25 protein-coding genes are annotated in these 25,631 nt (G+C 56.5%); 8 read left to right on the forward strand and 17 right to left on the reverse strand.

What is annotated here, in order from left to right; all coding sequences use genetic code 11:
* The first annotated feature begins 83 nt into the window (after positions 1-83).
* Entirely contained in the window at positions 84-941 is an 858-nt protein-coding gene (gene hdfR, locus WDB70_RS12550; RefSeq protein WP_406664852.1) for an HTH-type transcriptional regulator HdfR, read from the forward strand.
* Here hdfR and WDB70_RS12555 read toward each other — a convergent pair.
* From WDB70_RS12555 to WDB70_RS12565, 3 genes are all read right to left on the reverse strand, one after another.
* Positions 905-1,969, reverse strand: coding sequence for an MJ1255/VC2487 family glycosyltransferase (locus WDB70_RS12555; protein ID WP_406664854.1), 1,065 nt, complete (start codon positions 1,967-1,969; stop codon positions 905-907). The genes hdfR and WDB70_RS12555 overlap by 37 nt on opposite strands.
* 14 nt (positions 1,970-1,983) lie before the next feature.
* Positions 1,984-2,496, reverse strand: a complete 513-nt coding sequence (locus WDB70_RS12560; RefSeq protein ID WP_406664856.1) for a phosphatase PAP2 family protein — start codon at positions 2,494-2,496, stop codon at positions 1,984-1,986.
* Between the two features lie 77 nt (positions 2,497-2,573).
* Positions 2,574-3,158: a YSC84-related protein gene (locus tag WDB70_RS12565; RefSeq protein ID WP_406664858.1), complete on the reverse strand. Its 585-nt coding sequence runs from the start codon at positions 3,156-3,158 to the stop codon at positions 2,574-2,576.
* Positions 3,159-3,291: 133 nt separating this feature from the next.
* Here WDB70_RS12565 and rraA point away from each other — a divergent pair, with 133 nt between their 5' ends.
* Both rraA and WDB70_RS12575 read left to right on the forward strand, forming a co-directional pair.
* The gene (gene rraA, locus WDB70_RS12570; RefSeq protein WP_406668090.1) at positions 3,292-3,777 is read left to right on the forward strand and encodes a ribonuclease E activity regulator RraA; all 486 of its coding nucleotides are present in this window, start codon (positions 3,292-3,294) and stop codon (positions 3,775-3,777) included.
* A 105-nt stretch (positions 3,778-3,882) separates the two neighbouring features.
* Positions 3,883-5,817, forward strand: a complete 1,935-nt coding sequence (locus tag WDB70_RS12575) for a M1 family metallopeptidase (RefSeq protein ID WP_406664860.1) — start codon at positions 3,883-3,885, stop codon at positions 5,815-5,817.
* Between the two features lie 28 nt (positions 5,818-5,845).
* Here WDB70_RS12575 and WDB70_RS12580 read toward each other — a convergent pair whose 3' ends face one another.
* The 3 genes from WDB70_RS12580 to WDB70_RS12590 are packed head-to-tail and all read right to left on the reverse strand — an operon-like array spanning position 5,846 to position 8,774.
* Positions 5,846-6,208, reverse strand: coding sequence for a cation transporter (locus WDB70_RS12580; RefSeq protein ID WP_406664862.1), 363 nt, complete (start codon positions 6,206-6,208; stop codon positions 5,846-5,848).
* A gap of 8 nt (positions 6,209-6,216) precedes the next feature.
* Positions 6,217-7,047, reverse strand: coding sequence for a copper resistance protein B (locus tag WDB70_RS12585; RefSeq protein WP_406664864.1), 831 nt, complete (start codon positions 7,045-7,047; stop codon positions 6,217-6,219).
* Positions 7,044-8,774 (reverse strand): copper resistance system multicopper oxidase, encoded by a 1,731-nt coding sequence (locus WDB70_RS12590; protein WP_406664866.1) that lies wholly within the window; start codon positions 8,772-8,774, stop codon positions 7,044-7,046. The genes WDB70_RS12585 and WDB70_RS12590 overlap by 4 nt, the downstream gene beginning before the upstream one ends.
* 145 nt (positions 8,775-8,919) lie before the next feature.
* On the opposite strand from WDB70_RS12590, the gene WDB70_RS12595 reads away from it, so the two are divergent.
* A complete protein-coding gene (locus tag WDB70_RS12595; RefSeq protein ID WP_406664868.1) occupies positions 8,920-9,600 on the forward strand; it encodes a heavy metal response regulator transcription factor in 681 nt (226 codons plus the stop codon).
* Positions 9,593-10,954: a heavy metal sensor histidine kinase gene (locus tag WDB70_RS12600; protein WP_406664870.1), complete on the forward strand. Its 1,362-nt coding sequence runs from the start codon at positions 9,593-9,595 to the stop codon at positions 10,952-10,954. The genes WDB70_RS12595 and WDB70_RS12600 overlap by 8 nt, the downstream gene beginning before the upstream one ends.
* 27 nt (positions 10,955-10,981) lie before the next feature.
* On the opposite strand, the gene WDB70_RS12605 is transcribed toward WDB70_RS12600, so the two are convergent.
* The 3 genes from WDB70_RS12605 to WDB70_RS12615 all read right to left on the reverse strand — a co-directional run bounded on the left by WDB70_RS12605 (position 10,982) and on the right by WDB70_RS12615 (position 13,292).
* Complete coding sequence (locus tag WDB70_RS12605; RefSeq protein WP_406664872.1) at positions 10,982-11,662, reverse strand: type 1 glutamine amidotransferase domain-containing protein; 681 nt, start codon at positions 11,660-11,662, stop codon at positions 10,982-10,984.
* Between the two features lie 86 nt (positions 11,663-11,748).
* Complete coding sequence (locus tag WDB70_RS12610) at positions 11,749-12,333, reverse strand: TetR/AcrR family transcriptional regulator (protein WP_406664874.1); 585 nt, start codon at positions 12,331-12,333, stop codon at positions 11,749-11,751.
* 44 nt (positions 12,334-12,377) lie between these two features.
* Positions 12,378-13,292 (reverse strand): nuclease-related domain-containing protein, encoded by a 915-nt coding sequence (locus WDB70_RS12615; RefSeq protein WP_406668092.1) that lies wholly within the window; start codon positions 13,290-13,292, stop codon positions 12,378-12,380.
* Positions 13,293-13,902: 610 nt separating this feature from the next.
* On the opposite strand from WDB70_RS12615, the gene WDB70_RS12620 reads away from it, so the two are divergent.
* Complete coding sequence (locus WDB70_RS12620) at positions 13,903-16,032, forward strand: protease pro-enzyme activation domain-containing protein (protein WP_406664876.1); 2,130 nt, start codon at positions 13,903-13,905, stop codon at positions 16,030-16,032.
* Positions 16,033-16,131: 99 nt separating this feature from the next.
* On the opposite strand, the gene fis is transcribed toward WDB70_RS12620, so the two are convergent.
* The 3 genes from fis to prmA all read right to left on the reverse strand — a co-directional run bounded on the left by fis (position 16,132) and on the right by prmA (position 18,422).
* Positions 16,132-16,413 (reverse strand): DNA-binding transcriptional regulator Fis, encoded by a 282-nt coding sequence (gene fis, locus WDB70_RS12625; RefSeq protein WP_406668094.1) that lies wholly within the window; start codon positions 16,411-16,413, stop codon positions 16,132-16,134.
* A 47-nt stretch (positions 16,414-16,460) separates the two neighbouring features.
* Positions 16,461-17,423, reverse strand: a complete 963-nt coding sequence (dusB, locus tag WDB70_RS12630) for a tRNA dihydrouridine synthase DusB (protein ID WP_406664878.1) — start codon at positions 17,421-17,423, stop codon at positions 16,461-16,463.
* Positions 17,424-17,549: 126 nt separating this feature from the next.
* Positions 17,550-18,422: a 50S ribosomal protein L11 methyltransferase gene (prmA, locus tag WDB70_RS12635; protein WP_406664880.1), complete on the reverse strand. Its 873-nt coding sequence runs from the start codon at positions 18,420-18,422 to the stop codon at positions 17,550-17,552.
* Positions 18,423-18,656: 234 nt separating this feature from the next.
* Between prmA and WDB70_RS12640 the strand changes: the two genes are divergently transcribed.
* Entirely contained in the window at positions 18,657-19,322 is a 666-nt protein-coding gene (locus tag WDB70_RS12640) for a response regulator transcription factor (RefSeq protein ID WP_406664882.1), read from the forward strand.
* Here WDB70_RS12640 and WDB70_RS12645 read toward each other — a convergent pair.
* From WDB70_RS12645 to WDB70_RS12665, 5 genes are read right to left on the reverse strand one after another with little or no spacing between them, the layout of a single operon-like run.
* A complete protein-coding gene (locus tag WDB70_RS12645; RefSeq protein ID WP_406664884.1) occupies positions 19,319-20,077 on the reverse strand; it encodes a CsgG/HfaB family protein in 759 nt (252 codons plus the stop codon). The two genes, WDB70_RS12640 and WDB70_RS12645, sit on opposite strands and share 4 nt — an antisense overlap.
* A 1-nt stretch (position 20,078) precedes the next feature.
* Positions 20,079-20,462, reverse strand: a complete 384-nt coding sequence (locus WDB70_RS12650; RefSeq protein WP_406664886.1) for a curli assembly protein CsgF — start codon at positions 20,460-20,462, stop codon at positions 20,079-20,081.
* Positions 20,463-20,473: 11 nt separating this feature from the next.
* Positions 20,474-20,854 (reverse strand): curli production assembly/transport protein CsgE, encoded by a 381-nt coding sequence (locus WDB70_RS12655; RefSeq protein ID WP_406664888.1) that lies wholly within the window; start codon positions 20,852-20,854, stop codon positions 20,474-20,476.
* A 37-nt stretch (positions 20,855-20,891) separates the two neighbouring features.
* Positions 20,892-22,370, reverse strand: a complete 1,479-nt coding sequence (locus tag WDB70_RS12660; RefSeq protein WP_406664890.1) for a hypothetical protein — start codon at positions 22,368-22,370, stop codon at positions 20,892-20,894.
* A gap of 18 nt (positions 22,371-22,388) precedes the next feature.
* Complete coding sequence (locus tag WDB70_RS12665; protein ID WP_406664892.1) at positions 22,389-22,796, reverse strand: hypothetical protein; 408 nt, start codon at positions 22,794-22,796, stop codon at positions 22,389-22,391.
* 290 nt (positions 22,797-23,086) lie between these two features.
* Between WDB70_RS12665 and WDB70_RS12670 the strand changes: the two genes are divergently transcribed.
* A complete protein-coding gene (locus WDB70_RS12670) occupies positions 23,087-25,612 on the forward strand; it encodes a S8 family serine peptidase (protein WP_406664894.1) in 2,526 nt (841 codons plus the stop codon).
* Positions 25,613-25,631: the final 19 nt, after the last annotated feature.

Here is a 25,631-nt window from a genome sequence, read left to right on the forward strand (position 1 = left end):
CGGAGTATGGATAACCGCTGTGAGCGGGTAAAATGAATTTTTTTTATCGCCACCAGAAATATTGCTAAAGACAAGAGGCTGTTTTGGATACGGAACTGCTGAAAACCTTTTTGGAAGTACATCGCTGTCGTCATTTTGGCAAAGCCGCTGAAAACCTGTACCTGACACAGTCGGCGGTCAGCTTTCGTATCCGCCAGCTGGAAAGCCAACTTGGGGTCGCGCTTTTTACCCGCTATCGCAACAATATTCAGCTTACTGATGCCGGTGAGCGGCTGCTACCGCATGCCGAAGCAATGCTGTTGTCGTTGCAGCGGGCCCGCCAAGAGATGGCCCTGTCTCATCAGCAGCGGGTACAACTGGCCCTGGCCGCATCTGCCAATATCTGGGATCCGTTTTTACAGCCCCGGTTGCCCATTCTCTACCAGCAGCTGGAGAACCTGACCCTGCGCGCCGATGTCGCAGCACCAGACACGCTGGTGCGGTCGCTGCTGGAAAGGCGGCTGGATCTGGCGTTGTTATTCGACCCACCCAAGGTTGAAGAATTGCAGGTAAACGAACTGGCGGCGCTGGAGCTGACTCTGGTCGCCAGCCGCCCCAAGCTGACCCTGGCCGAAGCCCTCAATGGCGCCTATGCCAAAGTCGACTGGGGCACCCTGTTCAACCTGCAGCACGCCAAGCTCCTCAAAGAGCAATCGCCACCGATGCTGCACACCGGTAACGCCCGCATCGCCCTGACCTTTATTGTTGAGCATGGCGGTGCCGCATATCTGCCGACCGAGCTGGCCGCGCCAGCGCTGGCAAGTGAACGACTGTTTACCGTTGCTGAAGCGCCGCAACTGCGGCGGGAGATCTACGCTGCCAGCCTCAAAGAAGCGGAGCAAAGCGCACTGATTGAGCAGATCTGTCAGTTACTGAGCTCACCAGACGACAACGTGCTGTAGGCGGGAAACCGCACGTCCTGCCAGAGGCTCCGGCACAGCGGCTCACGGTCACTGAGTTCGCCGTTTAATAGCCAATCCACCAGCTTATCGGCTACCTGTGGGTACGCTATGGGTTTGGCCGCCGGTTGTGACAGCCAGTTATCCAACACTACCGGCGACAACTCATACATCACCTTCGCCAAACGCAACTGGTGCAAAGTTGCCACATTCGACAACTGTTCAAACTGGCCATGCAACGGCTTAAGCAACAGCTTCTTACCCAGCGTCAACGCTTCCGATGGCAACTCAAAGCCACCGTTAGCGATAACCCCGGCAGCATCTGCCAAATCAGCCTGAAAACCGGCCCGTGATGGCGGCCGCATCTGCACGTGGCCAAGACTCTGGTATTGCGCATCCGGGTGGTAACAGTAAAACGCCACGTCGGGGAAGGGTTCCAGCAGGGCCAGAATGTCATCCAGTGACTCAAACGGCAGGTACACCAGCACTTTGTTTTTCTGCACTGGCCCGCCAGTTGCCAGCGTATCAATGATGGGAGGCAGGATCGGCTGACCAAAGTGGTACCAGTGCACTCCCAACTTAACGTCCACCGGCGCGAAGTAACGCATCAGCAGCTTGGCCCGCCAGTCTTCTCCTTCACGGGGTACCGGCAGCGCAAACGACGCCTGGTGGCTGATGCCGATGCTGGGTACCTTGGCCAGCTTGGCAGCCCAGGCAGTAACCGGTTCAAAGTCGCTGATCACCCGGTCATAGCCCGCCAGTGACAAGCCACGAATATCCTTGATTAAAGTGCCCAGCTGGCTTTGCATCACCGTTTTGAGCATGCTGATACGGCCTTTGTTGGTGGCAAAGGTCAAGCCATGGCAACACTGAAAATCACCAAAAGGGGCCATATCGAAGTATTTTTCCCGCGGCCGCCCGGAAAACAGATAATCCACCTGCACACCACGCCGGGCAAACGCCTCGGCCATTACCCGAGCACGGGTAATGTGCCCGTTGCCAGTGCCTTGAACACCGTAAAGAATGCGCATCGTTGTCTTCCTTGTTAAACCGCGACCAGTACAGCCACTGAGCTGCCAAGCACAATGCCGGCAATAATATCGGTAGGGAAATGCACTCCCAGCATGACTCGCGATAGCCCTACCGCCAGCGCCCAGGGCAATGCCAGCAAGGCAATCACGCCAAAGTGCAGTAACGCCATGGTCAGCATCACAAAGGCCGCCGCGGTATGTCCGGACGGCAGGCTGAATTGATCCGACGGTACGATCAGTGCCTGGCTGCCTGGCAGCGCCACCATCGGGCGACGGCGACGAACTGTATTTTTCAGGGTGATATAGAGAGGTAACTCAATAGCAAAGGCCAGCAATAGATCCAGCACATAGGCCTGCAATGCCTGCTGCTGACTGAGCCAAAAGGCCAGCGCCAGCAACAAATAAGGAGGACCATCACCCGTGCGGGATACCCAGCGGGCGGCAGTTGCCCAGCGGCGCCAGTGGCGGCTGGACTGGCTCTTCTGAAACAGCCGGTGATCCAGAGCGGTAATGGCAAAACGCTGCATTGCTGTTCCTCCTCTCACTATGAGAAAAGGCTAGGCAACCTCAATGACATCACCGTGACAGACAAATGACGACTTGGTTAATCTTTAGGCAGGTAGCTAAATACCTGGCCACTGAGTGCAGCCTCGTACATCAGGCCGCCAAGGGCCTTGGTAAACACCACCACGTCTTTATCATGCTCCACATGGGTGCCGACCCCGGCATCCAGTGCCACTGCTGAAGCCTGGGCGCCAAACTCCATCTGCCCCCGGATGAAATGCTTGAAAGCTGCCTGGTTTTTAAAAAACAGGATCTGCGCAAAAGACTGGCCACCCACCTGCAGGCCCAAGGTCAGTTGTTTGACCCGACTACGCCCGACAATTTTATGGTGTACGAAAACCAGCCCTTCACCAAACGCACCACCGACAATCAAGCCACCCTTGGCAATACGCGGGAAGACTGCATAACCGTACGCCCGGTTAAAAAAAACCTTGAGGCCCGGGTCGGTGTGCAGGAACTCCTCAACCGTTGCCGCCACCTGGTGCTCAAGCCCTTGGGCTTTCGCCTGGCTTGGCGCTGGCAACAGCATCAGCACAACAGACAATGTCAGTATCCATTTCAGAGGCATCACTTCACTCCAGTGGCCGGTGCAGACCGTGGTTCTGGATAAAACACCAATTTTCATTCTTCGCCAAGCGTAGTGGCTGTTGATTGAACAAGGGCTGACCATCAGTCCATTGGCCGGCTATTTGTGGTTTGCTGCCACCCCAGCTTTGGCGCTACTCTGTAGGGCACACTGGCCACTGGATGTCACAACCATGGAATACAACACTTCCGCCCTGTGCGACACCTATATCGATATGGTGGATGTCGTCGACCCTATCTTTGCCAACTACGGTGGCCGCAGCAGCTACGCCGGGCAGATCAGCACCGTCAAATGCTTTGAAGACAACGCCCTGATTCGCGAGATGCTCGAAGAAGACGGTAGCGGCCGGGTATTACTGATTGATGGCGGTGGTTCACTGCGCCGGGCGCTCATTGATGCCGAACTGGCTGAACTGGCCGTTGCCAACCAGTGGCAAGGGTTGCTCATCAACGGCGCGGTGCGCGAAGTGGATGTACTCGAGGCGCTGGATATCGGTATTCATGCCCTGGCAGCCATTCCCGTGGGCGCAGATGACGCCGGCCACGGTGAAACCGACGTGCCGGTGAATTTCGGCGGTGTGACCTTCCTGCCGGAAGACTGGCTCTATGCTGACAGCACCGGTGTGGTGCTGTCACCGGAGCAACTGGAGCTGAACTGACGTTAATCCCGGCCAGGTCACATCTTGGCCGGTTCCCCCTGTTGCCGATGGCGCTGTCCTGATATCTGTTAGGCACCTATAGCTGTTACCTCACTCGGAGTATTCATGTTCTCCAGGCTCGTACTGGTGGCACTGCTGCTACCTTTTTGGGCGGCGGCCGCTTCTTTTGATCCGCAGGCCCTGTTCGCTCCCCTGACCCTGCCGACACCGACCACCACGCTGCGCGGTGGTAGTGGCCTGCCGGGGCCGGCATTCTGGCAGAACCGCGCCGACTACCACATTAAGGCGCAAATTCACCCGCACACCCAGCAGCTCAGCGCAACGGTGACCATCGATTATCAGAACAACAGCCCGGACGCCCTGGATGTACTGTGGTTGCAGCTGGACCAGAACATTTACCGCCGCGATTCCCGCGCCAACCTCAGCGCCGCCAAGCCCCGCGGCCACTACACCCAGGGGTATCAGCTCGAAGCCGTGACCATGGCCGGTAAAGCGTTGCACTACCTGGTTAACGACACCCGCATGCGCGTAGACCTGCCGCAACCGCTCAAAGCCGGCGGGCACCTGCGCCTGCATATTCGTTATCACTACACAATTCCCGGCACCTGGGGTGGCCGCACTGCTGTAACTGACAGTAAAAACGGCCCTATCTTTGAGATCGCGCAGTGGTTCCCGCGCATGGCCGTTTATGACGACCTGCGAGGCTGGGACACCCAACCCTACCTAGGCAAAGAGTTTTATCTTGAGTACGGCAGCATTGATTACCAGGTGACGGTGCCCTGGAACTACCTGGTGGTCGGCTCCGGCGAGCTGCAAAACCCGCAGCAGGTGTTAACCCATAGCCAGCGTGAACGCCTCAAGCAAGCCCATCAAAGTGACAAAACGCTCTACATTGTAAAGCCCGAGGAAGTTGCCAGCCGACAAAGCCGGCCACGCCACAGTGGCACCCTGACCTGGCACTTTCACATGAACCATACCCGCGATGTGGCCTTTGCCGCCTCGCCCGCCTTTGTGATTGATGCTGCCCGCATCAACCTGCCCAATCACCGCCACTCCCTGGCCATGTCCGCCTATCCGTTGGAAGGGGTCGGCGCAGACAAATGGAACCGCTCAACCGAATACCTCAAAGGCACTATTGAACACTTCTCACACTGGTACCCCTACCCCTGGCCGGTAGCAGTGAACCTGGGTGGCCACGGCGCCGGCATGGAATACCCCGGCATTGTTTTTGACGGCATGCACGATTCCGGCAAGTTTTTGTTCTGGATCACCGCCCATGAAATCGGCCACAGCTGGTTCCCGATGGTGGTTGGCTCCAACGAACGACGCCATGCGTTCATGGATGAAGGCTTTAATACCTTTATCGATGTCTATGCCTCTGAGGCTTTCAACCACGGCGAATACGCCCCCAAACGGGACAGCGAATATGCCCCTGGCGGCGGCAACCCCGCCGAGGAAATTTTGCCGGTGCTAGCTGATGCCGAAGCCCCGGTGATCATGGCCCCGGCCGATTCGATTGCAGAAAAATACCGCCACAAAGTCAGCTACTTTAAAGCCGCCTTCGGGCTGGTGCTGTTACGCGAGCAGATCCTCGGCCCGACGCGTTTTGATAAAGCCTTCAAGCGCTACATTGCCACCTGGGCCTACCGGCACCCGACGCCGTCTGACTTTTTCCGGATCATGGACAGCGAAGCCGGTGAAGACCTTAGCTGGTTCTGGCGCGGCTGGTTTTTCAACAACTGGCAACTGGACATGGCGCTAAGCAGTGCCAGCTATGTTGATAACGATCCGGCCAAAGGCATCACACTACAGCTGGCCAGTTATCAAAAGCTGGTGATGCCGGTGCGCGTACAAGTCACCTACCGTGATGGTAGCCAGCAACACTGGCGCCTGCCGGTCGAAACCTGGCGTACCAGTGCCACACCGCAAGTGGTGCTGCCAACCACCAAGGCCATCAGCCGTATTACCCTGGACCCCCAGCAGGTATTGCCGGATGCCAACCGAGCCAACAACAGCCTGAACATGGCCAGCGCATCCTGATAAAAAAGCCCGCAGTAAGCGGGCTTTTTTATTTCTTCACATTCGGTGGCAAACGGTGGCAACACCAGGGCTCGTGGGTGGCATTGTCACTGATATTCTGGTCGACAAAGCGGTAATACCCGAGCTTGATAGCGGCCCAGCCCTTTTCCACCAGCCTCAGCTGATGGGCGGCCAGTATCTCGCGCACCTTATCAATATTCACTACCGACGCATCATAGGCCAGCCACAAACGCTCACCCTGTAAAGCCACGCCATCAACACCGGCGGTGTCATCAAGCTGCGCCACTGCCGCTTGTACAACCTGTGGCCGGCCCTGATGCCCGCTTAGTGTTAACTTACGCTCAACCCGGTATGCGGCGCGCACGCCGGGCCGACATTGCAGCGATGACATAAAACCTCCTAAAACCAGACACGCACCCCGGCCAGCCACTGGGTTTGCGCCACCGGCTCACCGTCTTGACGCGCCAGATCGGCACTGCGGCCCCAGCTATGCTGGCGCTGAACACCAATATAAGGGGCGAAACGGCGGCTGAATTCGTAACGCAAGCGCAAACCCACAGCGGTGTTGGCAATACCACTGCCAATGCCCCGGGCAACATCATCTTTGCCATACCAGTTCAGTGACAATGCCGGTTGTAATATCAGCCGCTGGGTGATGAGCAGTTCATAGTCGCTGTCCAGACGAAAAGCAGTGCGCCCCTGCTCACCAACATAAGCCGTGGCATCCACTTCAAACCAATAGGGTGACAAGCCCTGAATGCCAAACGCCAGCCATTTGCGCGCCGGCCCTGGGCCACCGTCCAGGCGTGCACCAAGCTGGGTGTTCCAATAGGCACTGACAGCATGCTGCCAAAGCAGTTCAGTGCGGGCATCGGCCAACTTACCCTTGTGCCACTCGCCCTCGGCTTTAACGGCCAGCTTGTCGTAGGTATTACCAAACCAGGCCTGGGTATCATAAGCGGTCACATTTTCAGCCTGGCTATGCTGCCACTCCAGCTTGTTCACCAGCAGATGAAAAAAGCGTTTTTCGTCCGCCAGGCGCAGCTGCCGGGGGCCGGGTAAGGCATAGGGACCGCTGTCGAGGGTATAGCCATCCGAATAGCCATGAGGGTCCCGACCGTTTTCCGGCGTCGTCTTTTTGTCCATCATCATCTGATGGTCCATGGGGGCGGCAAAGCCCGGCACCGCGACCAATAGCGGCACCATGAACATCCAGCGGCGTGTTTTCATGACACCAATACCTCCCGAAACATCCCGGCTTCCATATGAAAGAGCAAGTGGCAGTGCCAGGCCCAGCGGCCCGGTGCATCAGCATTGACCAGAAAACTGATGCGCTGCGCTGGTTGTACCGGCAGCGTGTGCTTGCGCACGACAAAGTGGCCTTTGTCATCTTCCAGTTCGCTCCACATACCGTGCATGTGCATGGGGTGAGTCATCATGGTGTCGTTTTGTAAAATCACCCGTAACCGTTCACCGTAACGAAAATGCACCGGCGTTGACTGGCCGAACTCCAGGCCGTCAAAGGACCAGGTATAACGCTCCATGTTGCCGGTCAGGTGCAGCTCCAGTTCACGGTCTGGCTCTCGCGGATCCAATGGCCCCCCGACGGTATGGAGGTCAGCCAGAGTTAACACCTTACGGCCGTTGTCGCGTAAGCCGACACCGGGGTCATCAAGGTTGCTGCGAGGGGTATCAACCCGCATATCGACACTGGGGCCAAACTCGGTACGGGCGTGATGGACGGTTTTCGACGGCACCGCCAAGGAGTGCGCCTGCTGGGAGTGCGGGTGCGTCATGGCCATTTGGCCGTGGTGCTGGCCGTGTTGGCCCATGGTGCCCATCATGTCGGTCATGGTCAGCCACTGGGGCTTGTCGGGCTCGGGCACCGGCGCCCGCAAGCCGGGGCGGCTGGCCAGGGTGCCTGCCGCATAGCCGGTGCGGTCCATGGTCTGGGCAAACAGGGTGTAGGCATCACTTTTCGGGCTGACCAGCACGTCGTAGGTTTCGCCGGGGCCACAACGAAATTCATCAACCGTCACCGGATCCACGTCCTGGCCGTCGGTCTGAACCACCGTCAGTGGCAGGCCGGGAATGCGCACATCGTAAAAAGTATTGCTGGCGCCGTTGACGATCCGCAGCCGCACCTTTTCACCCCGTTCAAACAAGCCGGTCCAGTTACCCGCCGGGGTGCGACCATTGATGAGGAAGGTCAGGGCATCGGATGACAAGTCTGCCAAATCCGTCGGGTTCATCCGCATCTGGTTCCACATTTTGCGACGGCTGATAGCCTTACCCAAGCCATAGCGGGACACATCCTTGGCAAAATCAATGGCCGTAGGCTGGATGATGTTGTAGTAATCCGCCTGCTGCTTGAGCCGGGAAAACATGGCCATGGGGTCATCATCGGTCCAGTCTGACAACAGCACCACATGCTCACGGTCAGCGCGCTGGCGCTCACCGTTCTTGGGCTTCACCACAATGGCGCCATAGAGCCCTTTCATTTCCTGAAAACCGGTATGGGAGTGGTACCAATAGGTGCCGCTTTGTTGCACCTTGAAGCGGTAGGTGAAGGTCTGGCCCGGGGCGATGCCGCGGTAGCTGATCCCCGGCACGCCGTCCATCTGATAGGGCAGCAAGATGCCGTGCCAATGCAAAGACGTTGGCACCGCCAGGGTATTGGTCACCTTGATGGTAACCTCATCGCCCTCACGCCACACCAGGGTGGGTGCCGGTAAGGTGCCATTGACAGTCATCGCCTGGCGCACCGCACCGGTAAAATTCACCCCCTGCTGGCCGATGGTTAGGTGAAACTGCTGGCCGCTCAGTACCGGAGCCGCACTGCCCTGGCTAACCGTTCCGGCCTTGGCCGGCTTGGCCAGACCCGGCATACCCAGTAGCACGCCGCCGGCCGCCAGCCCTTGCAAAAAGCGGCGCCGCGGCAGGTTTGATGATGCCATGGTGGTATCCTTCGTCATACACTGCGGCCACTGTAACGAGCAGGCACTGTCAGCGGCATGACCTCTTCATTACAAGCTTGTCATGTTGCGGTAATCTGGCCGTGGCCACAGCGGCGTTAGGCTGTAGCGCAAAAAAGGAGGATGGATGCGACTGCTGGTGGTGGAAGATGCTCCGAAGACGGGCGACTACCTCAATAAAGGCCTCAGTGAAGCCGGCTTTCAGGTGGCACTGGCCCGCACGGGCCTGGACGGCCACCACCTGGCGCTGACCGAGTCCTTTGATCTGATCATTCTCGACGTGATGCTGCCTGACGTCGATGGCTGGCGTATTCTCAGCGCCCTACGCGACGCCGGGCAACCTACACCGGTGCTTTTTCTGACAGCCCGCGACAGTATCGACGATCGTGTCAAAGGCCTGGAGTTGGGGGCAGACGACTACCTGGTCAAACCCTTTGCCTTTGCCGAACTGCTGGCCCGGGTGCGCACGCTGTTGCGCCGTGGTGCCACCGCCCCGGTTACCGACACACTGCATGTTGCCGACCTGGAGCTGGACATTCCCAAACGCCGGGCAGTGCGCGCCGGCCAGCGTATCAACCTCACCAACAAGGAGTTTGCCTTGCTGGAGTTACTGGTCAGGCGTCAGGGGGAAGTGCTGCCACGATCGCTGATCGCTTCGCAGGTCTGGGACATGAACTTTGACTCCGACACCAACGTCATCGATGTGGCAATTCGCCGTTTGCGCAGCAAGATTGATGACCCCTTTGCCTGCAAATTGATCCATACCGTACGCGGCATGGGCTACAAACTCGACAGCCACCATGACTAAAGCCCCAGCCTCTTTGGCCCGACGGGTTATGGCCTTGGTCGGCCTGACCATCATGGCCTGTTTGGCGGTACTGGGCTGGGTGGTACAAAACGCCATTGAGCGGCACTTTGCCGCCATGGATGCCAGCGAAATGCAGGCGGCCGCTGCGGCTGTCAGGCGCAGCGTCGAAACCTACGGCCCAGATCCGGCCCGCCTTGATCAGACACTATCAGCACTGCGTGGCGTCAGCTTTGCCTTGTATGATGGCCAGCAGCTGCTCTACCGCACCCCTGGCCCGGCCCTGGAGTTCTTACTGGCACACCAGCAACCGGCCATTGCCGCCGCTGGTCTCCGGGCCTTTGCCAGGCAACAGCATCACTACCGGGGCAGCGCCTTGCCATTGGGGCAATATCGGCTGGCGCTGGCGCTGAATATCGATATTCACCAGCACTTTCTGGCCCGCTTCACATACACCTTGTGGGGCATCATGGCATTGGCCGCATTGATCACAATTCTGGCGGCACGACTGGCCGTACGCTGGGGCCATGCACCACTACGGGCCTTGTCAGGGCACATTCGGGCATTAAGTTCAGACGAGTTGTCTACGCCACTGGATCCGGCCATGGTGCCGACCGAATTGCGCGATTTGGTAGCGGCGTTCAATGACATGTTGGGGCGCATGGCTGACTTGTTTGACCGGCTCAGTAACTTTTCTGCCGACATCGCCCATGAACTACGCACCCCCTTAACCAATCTGGTTACACAAACCCAGGTGGCACTGGCCCAGGCAAGACCTGCCGATGAGTACCGGGAAGTGCTGTACTCCAATCTCGAAGAAGGCGAGCGGCTGGCCCGCATGGTCACCGATATGTTGTGGCTGGCGCAAACCGATAACGGCCGTATTGTGCCGGCTCTCACTCCCCTGGAGTTACGCCAGGAGCTACAGTCGCTGTGTGATTACTTTGAGCTACTGGCCGATGAGAAAAACATCAGCCTCACCCTCACCGGCGATGCCGTTAACGTTCTAGCCGACCGCCACCTGTTGCGCCGGGCGTTGAGTAATCTGATTTCCAACGCCATTCGCTACAGCGCTCCTGGCGCCGCGGTCAGGTTGCAATTAGCCAGCACCGCCACGGCAGCCGAAATTGCCATCTGCAACCCCGGTGACCCTATTGCCGCCGAGCACCTGCCACATTTGTTTGACCGCTTTTACCGGGTTGACCCGGCCCGTAGCCGCGAGGGCGTCGGCCTGGGGCTGGCCATTACCCGCTCCATTGCTCGCCTGCATGGCGGGGATGTTAGTGTCAGCTCTGATAGCCAGCAGACCTGCTTTTGCCTGACGCTGCCGCGACGGCAACAAAAAACCGGCGCCTGAGCGCCGGTTTTTTACACGTGCCGCAGCTTAACCGTTCAGTAAAGCCAACAGGGCCTTGGCGGCGTCAGCCGAGGACGCCGGGTTCTGGCCGGTCACCAGCAAGCCGTCGGTGAGTACGAAGCTGCCCCAGTCATCGCCCTTGGCGTACTGACCACCATTATTTTTGAGCATATCTTCCACCAAAAAAGGCACGATATCGGTGAGCTCTACAGCCGCTTCCTCGCTGTTAGAAAAACCGGTCACCCGCTTGCCTTTAATCAGCGGTTCGCCGTTACTGTCTTTGACGTTTTTCAGCACCGCCGGCGCATGGCACACCGCCCCCACCGGCCGCCCGGCAGCCAAGGTCTGTTCGATAATACCGGCGGAAACCGGACTTTCGGCCAGATCCCACAAGGGACCATGGCCACCCGGGTAAAATACCGCATCAAAATCAGCCGGGTTCACGTCAGCCAGCGCGGTGGTATTGGCCAGGGCCGTCATGGCGGCATCGTCGCTTTTGAAGCGGCGGGTGTCGTCGGTTTGGGCGTCCGCGTCATCACTTTTCGGGTCCAGCGGTGGCTGGCCGCCTTTAGGTGACGCCAGGGTAATGGTGGCACCGGCGTCCTTGAACACGTAATACGGCGCTGCCAGCTCTTCGAGCCAGAAGCCGGTTTTGTGGCCACTGTCACCCAGTTGGTCATGAGAGGTCAGAATCATCAGTACCTTCATTACAATCACTCCTGTTGTTACCGCAAATAATTAGACCGGTCGTCTAGCGATCGGGAAAACAAAAAGGCCAGCTGTGGCCTTCAGTATTACTGACCCAGCAGTTGCCGGGTGGTTGTCATGGCTGCCTGCAATGGGGCAGCATTCTGCTGTAGCTTGGCCAGCATTGCTGCTCCCAGCCACAACTGATAAAGCGAAGCAGCTAAGGCTTCCGGTTGTGCCTGTGCAGGCAAGGAGCCTTCGATTTGTGCCAGTTCCAGGTTGCGCGCCAACCGAGCAACGACCTGCGCTGTGCCCTGGGCCAGCACGTCCCGCATGGCCGCGGAGAGATCGCTCACCTCCGCTCCCAGCTTCACCACCAGGCAGCGGTCATCGCTGTCATGCTGCGCCAGCCACTGTTGGAAATAGGCCAGCACCTTACTTACCGACGAGCCTCCGGGTTGGTCCAACAACGCATTGAGGTTCACCAGGTAGTCGCGAAAGTACCGTTCCAGCAGTGCCACACCGAAGGCTTCCTTGGAGCCAAAGTAGTGATAAAACGACCCTTTCGGCACCCCGGCAGCTTTCAACACTTCATTTAAACCCACAGCCGAAAAGCCCTTATGCCCCATGATCCGCTGCGCGGTATCGAGGATCTGGGCTTTCACGTCACGAGTAGGAATAGCTTGATTCATGGCACTAAGGGTAACAAAGCATTAGACCAGTCGTCTAGTTGACTTCAGGCGGCACGATCGCGGTTCACATCCCGAACCCGTTGCATCACCTGATAGGCAATGGCCTGAACAGCAGGCAGATCCAGGGTGCCGCAAGCCAACCCCGGTAAATGTGTTGGCAGTTCCCGAGCATTAAGTACATAAGGATTTATGGACCTTTGCTTACGTTCAATATACCAACCTGGCAGCACCAAAATCCCTGCAACCGGTACCTTAAAGCCGGTTGCGGCACTGAGCCAATCGGCGACGGCTTTCACATTCATGCGAACCTGTTCAAGACTGCGGCTCTCTGTGTAATGGGGGAAGTGCAGGGCATTGTTTTCCAGCCGCACCCGGGCCTGCTTTTTGCCTTTGCTCATACGCTTGGAGCGCCCCTTGGTTTCCAGTACAAAGACGCCATTGGGGGCGATAACCAAGTGATCGACGTTGAAATTATCAAAGGGAATATCATGAAAGACGCGGTAGGGACTGCTGTCAGGTCTTAGCAAATAGTCCAGCTCCTGACCCACTGCCATTTCACAGGCAAAGCCAAGGCGTAAGTGACTGAGCCGCCGTGCCGTCCGTAAAACTTTCAGTAAGTAAATACCAACGACAATAAAGCAGATAAAAAGGATGGCCAGCCAGATAGAACTCGGTAGTGACTTTGCTTGTAATTTTTCGCTCAGCAGTAGCCCCAAAGGGGCCGACATCAAGAGCAGCGGGAGCGTCAACACATCACCCACGAGATCACTTTGCTGTTCATCAACTTGCCGCTGCAGGCTATAGCCAGCCGGGCGTAATAAATCACTGCTTAAAGGGCTAAAGCGGTTTCGCCGTAACCACTTGCGATAAAGAGTCACTGCAACTACCAGCAAAAATATGGGTAACAGTGCCAGCACTGTTGCAAATAACTGGATAACGGCTGCCGGGAGTGAAGCCATCACGTTGTTCGTCCTTGACATGGATTCCTTGGGCAATATTAAGGGCTTTGTCGCGGCCAGCTCAACGCATTCTTACGGACACTTCACCCTGATTTTTTGACGCCCTGCACTCCTGCCCGGTATTTTTTCTGACCATCAACATGCTTACTACCGCACCAAAATTGATGAAAAAAACCGCAAAAACATGACTGCTGTAATACGCAAAAATGGCTTTAAGCCTTGCCCTCGCCAGAAAACAAATTAAACAAAAACTTTACATATTTCAAACATTTAAATTCCCTGTTTATCAGCCAAAGACTACCTCTGTATGACACCTTTTCATCCAGTATGTGACAAACGTCGCACTATTCGGACTTTTCAGTAATTGATGTGTCACCTTTTATATGGTCCCGTTAAATAGTTCAGCGAAATGGAATCAGCTGGATGACTCCATGTTAAGCAAAAGGCGTGATTTTTCGCCCAGAATCGAGCAGAAACCGGCAGGGAAAAAAAGGGCTCGTTGCACCGGAGTCACATGGAAGAGCCAAGGCTGCTTGTAAAGCGGCCACTCATATCTATGGGCACAGGGAACCGCCCCGCGGCGGTGTGCTCATCATTGGAGGAATGACAGATGTTACTTCATACCCGTCGTAAACTGCTGGTTGGGGCACTTGCTCTGGCTGGTTTGGGTGCTGTTAGCACCACCGCTATGGCCGCACCGGCCACGGGCAGCATGGTACAGATTGCCAACGCGATGCACCTGCACAAAGGTGACACCGTTTTGGGGTCGCTGACCAGCGCCCAGCCTATGCATGTCGTGATCGCGCTGAAACTGCGCAACCACGCCAAGCTGAAAAGCTTTATCGCCTCCGTGCGCCACAGCCAAGTGCCTCTGGAAACCCGCTACATGAGCCGGGCCCAGTTTATGGCTCAGCACGCTCCGACCCAAGATCAGGCTGATGCGGTTGCAAGCTTCCTGAAGCAGGCTGGTTTTAGCAATGTCACCATCGCGGATAACCGCATGCTGGTTTCCGGTGACGCTTCTCCGGATCTGGTCAGCGCCGCTTTTAACACCAAGTTTGCCAGTGTTCGCACCCACAAGGGCCGCATGGCTTACGCCAACACCAGTGCTATCCATATTCCTGGCACTCTGAAAAACAGCGTGCTGTCAGTCATCGGTCTGCAGAACGTGCACATGGCGCACACTGTTGCCCATGCCGTGCAGCCACAGGCCACCACCCAGGCGGTAACTGGCCATAACCCTACTGACTTTTCAGGCATTTACGGCGGTACCGGAGTCGCTACCGGCGCTGGCGTTACGGTTGGTATCATCACCTCCGGTAGCCTGACCCAGACCATTACGGATCTGAACACCTTCACCTCCAACAATGGCCTGGCCACTGTTACTACCCAAACCGTCAACACCAACGGCACCAGTACTGACACCAGTGGTGTTGATGAGTGGAACCTGGACAGCCAGGACTTGGTCGGCGCGGCCGGCGGGGAAATCGGCAAGATTATTTTCTACAACATCCCGTCACTGTCGAACGCCAACCTGACCGCAGACATCAACAAAGTGGTTAGCGATAACAACGCGAAAATCATCAACGTGTCGCTGGGCGAATGTGAAACCACTGCTCAGGGTGACGGCTCCGCTGCCGCCCAGGACCAGGCATTCCAGCAGGCGGTCGCGCAAGGTCAGACCTTCTCTGTTTCGACTGGTGATTCTGGCGCTGATGAATGCGGCAACGGCGGCACCACGCCAAGCTGGCCTGCGGCATCACAGTATGTTGTGGCAGTAGCCGGTACCACCTTGGACGCCTCCGGTTCCTCTTACAACAGTGAAACCGTTTGGTCGAAAAGTGGCGGTAGTGAAAGTACTTTTGAGCCGAAGCCGAGCTGGCAGAGCGGTGTGTACTCCGGTACCTACCGTGGCGTAGCGGATGTGGCCTTTGATGGTGACCCGAACTCAGGTGCGCAAATCATCGTTAACGGCAGCACCACTCAGGTAGGTGGTACCAGCCTGTCGGCGCCGATCTTCGCTGGCCTGTGGGCTCGCGTCATCGCGGTAAAAGGCACCAGTGTAGGTTTTGCCGCACCACTGCTGTACAACCTGCCGGCGTCTGACTTCCACGATGTCACTTCCGGTAACAACGGTGGTTCCACCGCCAGCACTGGTTATGACCTGGCCAGCGGCCGCGGCAGCCTGATCCTCAGCAGCGCCATCAATGACATCGGTAGCAGCTCTGGTGGCGGCTCCGGCGGCAGCGGCGGCGGCACCGCTGCTCAGCTGCTGAGCAACACCGGCTTTGAAAGTGGTACTGCGTCACCCTGGACCATGAGTTCTGGCACGTTATGTAGCAGCACCAGCTGTTCTGGCCAGAGCGCCCATGCCGGCACCTACTTCGCCTGGCTGGACGGTTACGGCAGCTCACACACTGACAGCATGTCGCAGTCAGTGTCTATCCCTTCAGGTGACACTAGCGCCACTCTGGACTTCTTCATGCACATCGATACCGCTGAGACCACTTCGTCTACAGCTTACGATACGCTGAAGGTTCAGGTGTACAACACCTCCGGTACGCTGCTAGGCACAGTGGCATCGTTCTCTAACCTGGATGCAGCTTCCGGTTATGTTGAGCACACTGCCGATCTGAGCGCTTATATCGGTCAATCTGTTGTAGTGAAGTTCACCGGTACTGAGGACTCCTCTAACCAGACCTCTTTCGTACTGGACGACATCAACCTGAACGCCCAGTAAGCACGTGATAACGGCGTACGGCCTTGGTCGTACGCTTATCATACAAAAAGGCCTCATCGCCGAAACGATGAGGCCTTTTTTATGACGTCACTGAAAGAATCAGTTCATGCCGTACTTTTTCAGTTTCTTACGCAGGGTGCCACGGTTGATACCCAGCATGTTGGCCGCTTTGGTCTGGTTGCCACGGGTATAGGTCATCACCACATCCAGCAGCGGTGCTTCTACTTCACTCAGTACCATTTCATACAGTTCGGTGACATCTTCACCGTCCAATTGGGAGAAGTAGTTCTGGAGCGCTTGACGTACGGAATCACGCAGGGGCTGGGGATTGCCGGTTTTCGGGCTCACGGCAGTCAGAGACTTGGAAACATCAGTCGTCATGTTGGAGTCAAACATAGTCGTAACGCTCTTGGTTGTTATCGTGAAACTCAAAGGGAACGGAAGTATTGCTGCAGCGCATCCACTTGCGTCTGCGCTTCCGTCAAGCCATTAAAGGTCCGGCGAAATTCGCCTTCTCTGTCATGCGACGCCAGATACCAGCCCACATGCTTGCGGGCAATCTGAACGCCTTTGTACTCGCCGTAAAATCCATGCAGGGCTGACAGGTGCGCCAGCAGGATTTGCTGTTGTTCGCTGAGGCTTGGCGGCGCCAGCGTACGGCCGGTTGCCAGGCCATGAGCCAATTCCCTGAACAGCCAGGGACGGCCCTGGGCGCCACGGCCAATCATGATGGCGTCGGCGCCGGTGTAATCGAGCACCCAGCGAGCCTTTTCCACACTGGTAATGTCGCCATTGGCAACCACCGGTATGGCCACGGCCTGCTTGATAGCCTTGATGGTGTCGAACTCGGCTTCGCCTTTGAACAGGCAGGCCCGGGTTCGGCCATGTACAGCAAGGGCCTGAATACCGCAGCGTTCGGCGATCCGGGCAATGGCAACACCATTGCGGTTATCCGGATCCCAGCCGGTACGGATCTTCAAGGTGACAGGCACTGTTACCGCACCCACCACCGCTTTGAGAATGTCTTCCACCAGTTCCGGATGTTGCAATAAAGCCGAACCTGCCAGCTTCTTGTTCACCTTCTTGGCGGGACACCCCATATTGATATCGATGATCTGAGCGCCGTTTTCTACGTTGAAGCGGGCTGCCTGGGCCATCAATTCCGGCTCACTGCCAGCAATCTGCACGGAGCGGATGCCGACTTCGCCACTATGGTCCATACGCCATTGCGATTTGGCTGACTGCCAGACTTCCGGGTTCGCTGAAAGCATTTCCGAAACGGCCAGGCCGGCCCCCATTTTCATGCAGAGGCTACGAAACGGTTTGTCGGTAATGCCGGCCATGGGAGCCAGGATCAACGGCACATCCAGTTTGTAGGGACCAATCTGCATAAGTCAGGAACGCAGGTGCACAGGGCCGCGTAGTTTACGCATTTATGACCGTCGTGAAAAGGTCATAATTTGACCGAAATCGGTTTTTTATCAGCTAACTGCCTGATGCACTGATAACGCTAAAAATCAAGCCTTGCGACCACTTATTCGGCACCATTCTTCACGGGTTGCAACCGGGTCTAGTTGGCAGTCAGCTCGATACTGTTGTTGCACCATCTCGGCCTGGGTATCGAGGATCCCCGACAATGCCATTGCCCCACCAGGGCGCAAATAGCCCAGGATCACATCCTTAAGTTCAACCAAGGGTCCGGCAAGGATATTGGCCACCACCACATCGGCCTGTAATGTGGCAGGCTGGTCAGCCGGCAGGTACAGCTCCAATTGCGCGGCCACACCATTACGCTGGGCATTATCTTCGCTGGCTTGCAGGGCTTGCGGGTCAATATCAATCCCCACCACCCGGCTGGCGCCCAGTTTCAAGGCGGCGATCCCCAAAATGCCGGAACCACAACCAAAATCCAGCACCGTTTTACCATGCAAGTCCTGCCCTTCGAGCCACTCAAGGCACAAGGCCGTGGTGGCATGGGTGCCGGTGCCAAAGGCCAACCCCGGATCCAGCATCACATTGACCGCATCAGGCTCGGGTACTGGCCGCCAGGACGGACACACCCATAACCGCTGGCCAAACTGCATCGGGTGGAAGTTATCCATCCAGGCCCGTTCCCAGTCCTTGTCTTCCAGCAGCTCTTTTTTCACAGGCGCCTCTGGCAATACCGCGGCAATTACCGCTTCGGCGCCGCTGGTATCAGCGTCGGCGGTAAACAACGCCATAACATCGGTATCGCCCCATAGCCGGGTTTCACCAGGTAGTGGCTCAAAGATCGGGGTATCTTTGGCATCCATAAAGGTGACAGATAATGCCCCCTGCTCCATCAGCAAATCGCCGAGCTTTTCGGCCACCGCAGCCGAGGTGTTGGTACGCACTTGGATCCAGGCCATCAACAGACTCCCAAAAAATGACGGCGGCAGTTTAGCACGTTGTTTGTCACCAGCTCAGGGCAGGCCGCTCCGCTATCACTAGCCCATTTGTCCTAAGCCATTAGCCAAACATGGTTAATGGAATGTGGCAAAAAAGAAAACAAATGCCAAAATATTGACACAAATAATAATAAGCGATGCGTCCTGACCACTAACACATTGCGCTGTAACGCGAACGACGTGCAGGGGACATACATGGAGAGGTTCAACAAACTGGTGATACTCGCCCAGCGCGAGCCACCGGGTAATTTGCCTTTATTGGCACAAACACTGGGTTTTGAAGCGGAGGTTGTCAGGCACGACACCGACGCCATGGACAACATCGATGAAAAAACACTGGTCGCCTGTGCTTTTGCAGGCTCCCGTCTTGATCGCCATGGCTTGCCACCTCAGTTACGGCAGCTAATGCTGCATGCACCGGTATTTCTATATCAGGCAGACAGTCGCTGGGTTGACCCCAAAGCGGCGTTGATGATGGGCATTCGCGGCATCATTCCCCGCGATGAGCAGCTTGATAATGTGCTGTTTGCACTGAAAATACTGATGCAGGGTGAACTCTACTATTCCCGCCGGTTGTTATCGTCACTGGTCGACAATATGCTACGCCAGCGCCAGGATGAGGGAATGGACCCAAGTGATATGACAGCCATGATGAGCCTGACCCGCCAGGAGCGGCGCATTATTGAGCTGGTAGCAGAAGGCTCCCGCAATAAAGAAATTGCCTACAGCCTGAACATCAGTTCCCACACAGTGAAGGCGCATTTGTCTTCTATTTTCAGGAAAACCCAAGCCCGTAACCGGGTCGAGCTACTACGCTGGGCGCAGCAGCTCGAGTCGCCGCACCGGGCCATGACCGGTTAGCTTTGCTCCGCATGCCAGTAGCCCTTGTTGACGCCCTTTTCGATTAAGCCGATCAGGGCGGCCTCCATGGCTTCTTTCACACAAAACTGAACCGGTTCATTGGTCGTGTAGCCAGCCTCCGCCTCTGCCAACCGGTTCAAACTAACGTAGCGAAACAAGCCCGCGCGCATTTCCTGCGACAACACTTTTTTACTGGCTGACACCGACAGCAGCACCCGACCGGTATGCACATCAACGGCGCGCAAGAACACTGTGACCTGGTCTTCACGGTACATTTCTGAGGCACCTATACCGTAATACTCCAGCCCGATACCACCGGTGCTGAGATTGGTTTCATAGCTGATGATGCCCCCTTCGAAGATCAGCCGCGACTCATTCAGGCTCGGTAGCTCTTTGCCCTTGGCCTGCGCCGCCGCGACAATCTTGCGTTCTGTCAGCAGGTTTTGCAGGCCTTCACGTTCCATCGGCGCAAACCAGCCGGAATCGAGCAGGAGTTGCACCAGCATGGACGTACCACCCTGAGTGACGGCCGTTGAAAAGGAGCTGACATTGGCTTGCGGTTTGTACTGGCCAGTTTGGTCACGAAAAGCGTACACCGCTACCGGGATAGCACGGCGCGGTTTTGGGCTGGCTATTAGTTGTTGCATAGCTTTAGAGGGGGCATCAACTTCAGCAGCACTGAGGTTAAACTGCGGCTTGGGAATAGCAGCACAGCCACTCATCAGCAGGGCTGCCAGCATTAGGAACAGGCGCATCTCAACCTCCTACTGACGGCATGGTGATCACGGTCACTTCACCGGTCGTCAGGTTGGTGATTGTCACCATTACGCCGCCGCCATCGACCCCAGCCACTTCGATACGGTACTCACCGGTGTCATACACCCCTTCGGTCAGATCGCCATCGGCGATGCGCCGGGTCAGTGAGTTGATGATGTTGCGTTCCAGCGCCGCCCGAAACTGATCAACAAAGCTGGTTTTATTGTCCGGTGCAGTATGGTCGTTCTGGCTCTGCGCTTTATTGAGTAGGAAGTTACCATTGAGCGGGTTACCACCAAAGCTGGGGTTGATAGGGGTATAAACCAGCTCAGTGGCTTGGCCACACAGTGGCAGGGTAATCGCAAGCATGGCGAATTTTTTCATGGCATCCGTCCCTAATAGGGGCCTTTTTCAATGCCGCCGGTCATCATCCTGGCGCGAATAGCTGCCAGCTCGGATACAGAAGCCATGATGGCTTCTTCCGCTTTGTGTTTGATGTCGTTGTATCGGCGTCCGAAATAGGTCCGGTAGATGATTTTTTGATTCATTTCGACCCACAAGTAAGTGCCCGCCTGGGGGTACACTTGCTCATAAATCACCACAGCAATACCTTGGGTTTGCGGCATGTCACGCCAGTACCCGGCGTAATAGAAAACAAAGTCTTTACCGAAACGGGTCAGGGTGCGATCCATCACCAGCCCTGACAGCTCGATTTCCTTTGCCTGGGGGGCCAGCGGTAGCAACAGTAACCCCAATAACCACAGTACTTTTCCCATAAGTGATAAGGGGCGGCGTGATGCCGCCCCTGGCAGGTTAGTTCTGGGTAACAGTGGCAGTATTGAAGTCACCTGACTGGCTCACCTGCAGGTAGTTATAGCTACCGCTTTGCGAACCCATGACCAGGTTGTCATTACCGGTTTGCTGAATATCGACGATGCCAGCATCACCGGTGACCGCAAATGGCCCACCTTCGACGCCGCCGACCAGGTTGCCGTTACCGACCTGAGCAACGTCAATCAGGTTCTCGGCCCCCATGACCAGCATATCCACCAGGTTGATATCGCCGCGCTGCTCTACCGTCAACTCAGTGCCATAAGCCTGATTGCCAGTAATGACGGCTTCGTTATCGTTACCATCCTGTTCAATATCGATATCATTACTGTCGCCCTGAAAGTCACTCAGTGCGAAGTTGTTGTCGCCGCTTTGCATGATCTCGGCTTTATTGTCGACACCCGCAAAGCCGATGCCGGCATAGTTGCTGTTGCCGTCGCTGAGGATAGTGGCGTTATTGTCTTCACCCAACAGCACCAGCTCCGCAGCGTTGCTGCTACCTATCTGGGTAATGTTGCCGTTGTGGTCATCACCTTGCAGGTAAAAAGCAATACTGTTGGCGTTGCCGGCCTGATCCATATTCAGGTAGTTGTCGTTTCCTGTCAGACCGTAAGGGGCTTCAATACGGTTGCTGGTGCCGTCCTGTGAAGCCATTACGGTGTTGTCGTCACCGCTCACCGGCTCCAGCATGAACTGGTTATCACTGCCACTTTGATCGATGTTGAAATAGTTGTCGTCACCGGTCAGGGTGCGGGCAATAAAGGTGTTGAAGCTACCGTCCTGATCGATATGAAAGCGGTTATCGTCACCGGTTACGGTCACCACGCCACCGACGTTATAAAAGCCGTATTGCATGACATCCATGCTGTTCAGATTACCCAAGACATCAATCAGCCCGGACTGGTTCTGATCACCGTATTGACGGCTGGCCAGGCTGTTGCCGTCACCGGCGAACGAGGCTTCGGTCCAGTTATCATTGCCTTGCTGTTGCTGATCAGCAGCGTTGCTGTTGCCGCTGACAAAAGTGTTGGACTGGTTGGTCGCACCTTGCTGGTCAACCATAGCGCTGTTGGCATCGCCGCTGATGTCGCCATCAGCCTGGTTATAGAAACCACCCTGGGTAACCGATACCTGGTTGTCGTTGCCAGTGACCGTGTAATCGGTCACGTGCCAATCATCGGTTTGCATAATATCGATGACGTTATTGCTGCCGGTACTGTCAGCATAGGCTTCCTGCCAGACACCACTTTGGTTAACCGTGGTTTGGTTCAGCGCACCGCTCTGGTTAACGATAGTGGTGTGCAAAATGCCGGTCTGCGTTACCGACGCCGTATTGCCTTCATCAACGCCGGAGGCTGACGTTTGGTTAACAATGGCGGTGTTATCACCCGCCTGGGCACCGCCGGCCAGGGCAAAACCAATGGCCAGGCCAAGCAACGTTTTCTTGTAGGTAGCGCGCATGGAGGAGTCTCCCTTTGTTCAGTATTGGAGGACGGTGATATCCGCCCCGTTACCCAGCTGTTCAATGGTGAAACCACTTCTCCCCCACTGACCCAGCGTGATTTGGTTGTCATTACCCAGTTGGCTTATATCGGCACGGTTATCACGGCCCAGCTGCAACACGTTGGCACTGTTGTTTTCACCCTGCTGGTGCAGCACTGCCACATTGTTCTGGCCCATTTGCGCCAGCAATAGCCAGTTGGCCTGGCCACCTTGAGTGACGACGGCACTGTTGCCCTGACCGGCCTGATAAAGACTGATGCTATTGGCCAGCGCCTGACGTTCCAGCATGGCCGCCAAGGTAGGAGATAGCGGAGATCCAGCCGCCAGCACCGGCGCTGACGCCATCAGTAATCCCAGTGCTATGGCAAAAACATGTAACCTCACGACGCCTCCAACTTGGCATTTGAAAAAAACATCACAGGCAATAAGCCTAATTGAGTATGTCGTGACCACAATCGGAAAAACGGGGGGTTTTAGCGAAAAAGAAAGCTGCGAACAAAAATATATATTCTTTAAAATTCAAAATATTAACTTGAATTTTTGCTATTCCTTACCGCCCTGGCACTAGCCCAAAAGGGTTAATTGCCGGTACTGGCCGTGGTAACCCGTGGTAGCCGTGATAAGCCTTTTGAGGTGCTTTGCACGCTTAACTCAACCACGGGTGAGGACATCTCATGACCAACAAAACATTGCTCTCGCTGGCTATCTGCGCTGCGATAGCTGGCGGCTCAGCACAGGCTGCGCTGCTCGATAAAGGAAAGGCACCTCAACAACAGGCAGCCACTGATGCGGTACTGGTGGTTTTCAAACAGGGTATTGATCGCACTGACCGCATCCGCGTGGTGCGCAGTGCCGGCGGCAACCTGCACAACCTTGATGCAGCAGGCCGTGACAGTCGCTTCAAACACCTGCTCGGTGGTCGCCTGGCAAAAGTGGCTCTGGCAGCTGGCGCAGACCGCGATGCGGTTCTGAAAAAGCTTGCTGCCAACCCGGCGGTGGCCCTGGCTGAACCGGACTTTCGGCTGCATGCCCTGGTCAATACCCCCGACGATCCCAGCTTCAGCAGCCTCTGGGGTATGAATAACACCGGCCAGGACGGTGGCACCGCCGACGCGGATATTGATGCTCCTGAGGCCTGGGCCATCAGCACCGGCAGCGCCGATGTGGTGGTCGGGGTCATTGACTCAGGTGTGGATTACACTCACCCGGATCTGGCGAACAACATCTGGACGAACCCCGGCGAAATTGCCGGCAACGGCATCGATGATGACGGCAACGGCGTTATTGATGACGTTCATGGTTTTTCCGCTATCAGTGGCGCCGGCGATCCGATGGATGACAACGGCCACGGCACACATGTTTCCGGCACCATTGGCGCGCAAGGCAATAACGCCATGGGCGTGGTGGGCGTTAACTGGGATGTCAGTATCATTGGCTGTAAATTTCTTGATGCCAGCGGCAGCGGCTATACCTCTGATGCCATCAGTTGCCTTAACTACTTCACCGACTTGAAGCAAAACCATGGCATCAATGTGCGGGCCACTAACAACTCCTGGGGTGGTGGCAGCTTTTCCCAGGCTTTAAAAGACGCCATCGACGATGCCGGTAATGCCGGTATTTTGTTTGTTGCCGCGGCCGGTAATGACAGCAGTGATATTGATGCCAGCCCCTCTTACCCGGGTAGCTATGACTCAGCTGCAGTGCTGACGGTGGCGTCAACTGACCGCAACGATGCCATGTCCTGGTTCTCCAACTACGGCGCCAGCAGTGTTGACCTGGGCGCTCCCGGCTCTGACATTCTGTCGACCATTCCCGGCGGCAGCTACGGCACCGCATCGGGCACTTCCATGGCCTCGCCCCACGTTGCCGGTGCCGCCGCTTTGGTGTGGTCGGTCAATCCAGCCCTGAGCATCAGTGAAATGAAAGCCTTGCTGATGGATTCTGGCGACACTATTACCGCCATGAACGGCACCACAGTGTCGGGTAAACGACTGAACCTGAAAGCCGCACTGGATGCCGCCGATCCCACCCCGGGCTTCTCGGTGTCGCTGTCTCCCGCCAGCCAGCAAATCATTGCCGGTGATACAGCCAGTTACAGCCTGGATGTGGGCAGCATCGCTGACTGGACCGGCACGGTAAACTTTACCGTGAGCAGCTCACCGGCATTACCGGGTGTCAGTCTGTCAGCCAGCAGCGCCAGCCCCGGAGATACCCTGACGCTGACCGTTCCCACCAGCAGCGATACCGATTGGGGCCTGTACCAGCTCACCGTTAGTGGTGATAACGGCGACATGCAGCGTGAAGTCAGCGCGACCTTGTCGGTATTGCCACAAGGCCTGCAGGACTACCCCTACAGCAATGATACGGCCGCACCGATCCCGGATAACGACGCCAATGGCATGACCAGCACCATTGAGGTTGCTGAAAGTGGTGTAGTGTTCGGCATTGATGTGGCGGTGAATATCTCCCATACCTGGGTGGGCGATCTGCTGATCAAGCTGACCTCACCTGCCGGCACGGAATATGTCCTGCACAACCGTGAAGGTGGCGATGCCGACAACCTCATCAAGCACTGGCTACTTACGGCCTTTAATGGCGAACCAATGCAGGGCACCTGGACGCTGTTTGTATCTGATAACGCTGGCGCTGACACCGGCACCCTGAATAGCTGGGATCTGGTGATCACCGCTGTCGGTGAAGATATGGGGCCATCTGCACCTACTGCCGCTTTCAGCGCCAGTGTTGATGGCCTTAATGTCAGTTTCGCTGATGCCTCCAGCGACCGCGATGGTGACATCAGTAGCTGGCTCTGGGACTTTGGCGATGGCAGTAGCGCCACTACGGCCAACCCGACTCACAGTTATGCCGCCGGCGGTAGTTATACGGTGACTCTGACCGTTACCGATGCCACCGGCCTGACCGATACAGCCACACAGACGGTAACCGTTTCAGACACCGTTATTGCCGTTACGGTGCTGCGCAGTTATGTGTCGCGCCGAGGCTCGGCGTTGGTGGATCTGCGTTGGCAGGGTGCCAGTGGTGACATGGTAGATATCTATCGTAACGGAGTGCTGATCAGCACCACCAATAACGATGGCCGCTACCGTGATCGCTTCCAGCTTACGGCCGACAGTGCCAGCTACCAGATCTGTAATGCCGGCACAGACTACTGCTCCGAACCGCTAACGGTGAACTTCTGACCAGTTACCGACTCAAAAA

This window comes from Gallaecimonas aegicerasi, from assembly GCF_045291545.1.
Taxonomy (GTDB): domain Bacteria; phylum Pseudomonadota; class Gammaproteobacteria; order Enterobacterales; family Gallaecimonadaceae; genus Gallaecimonas.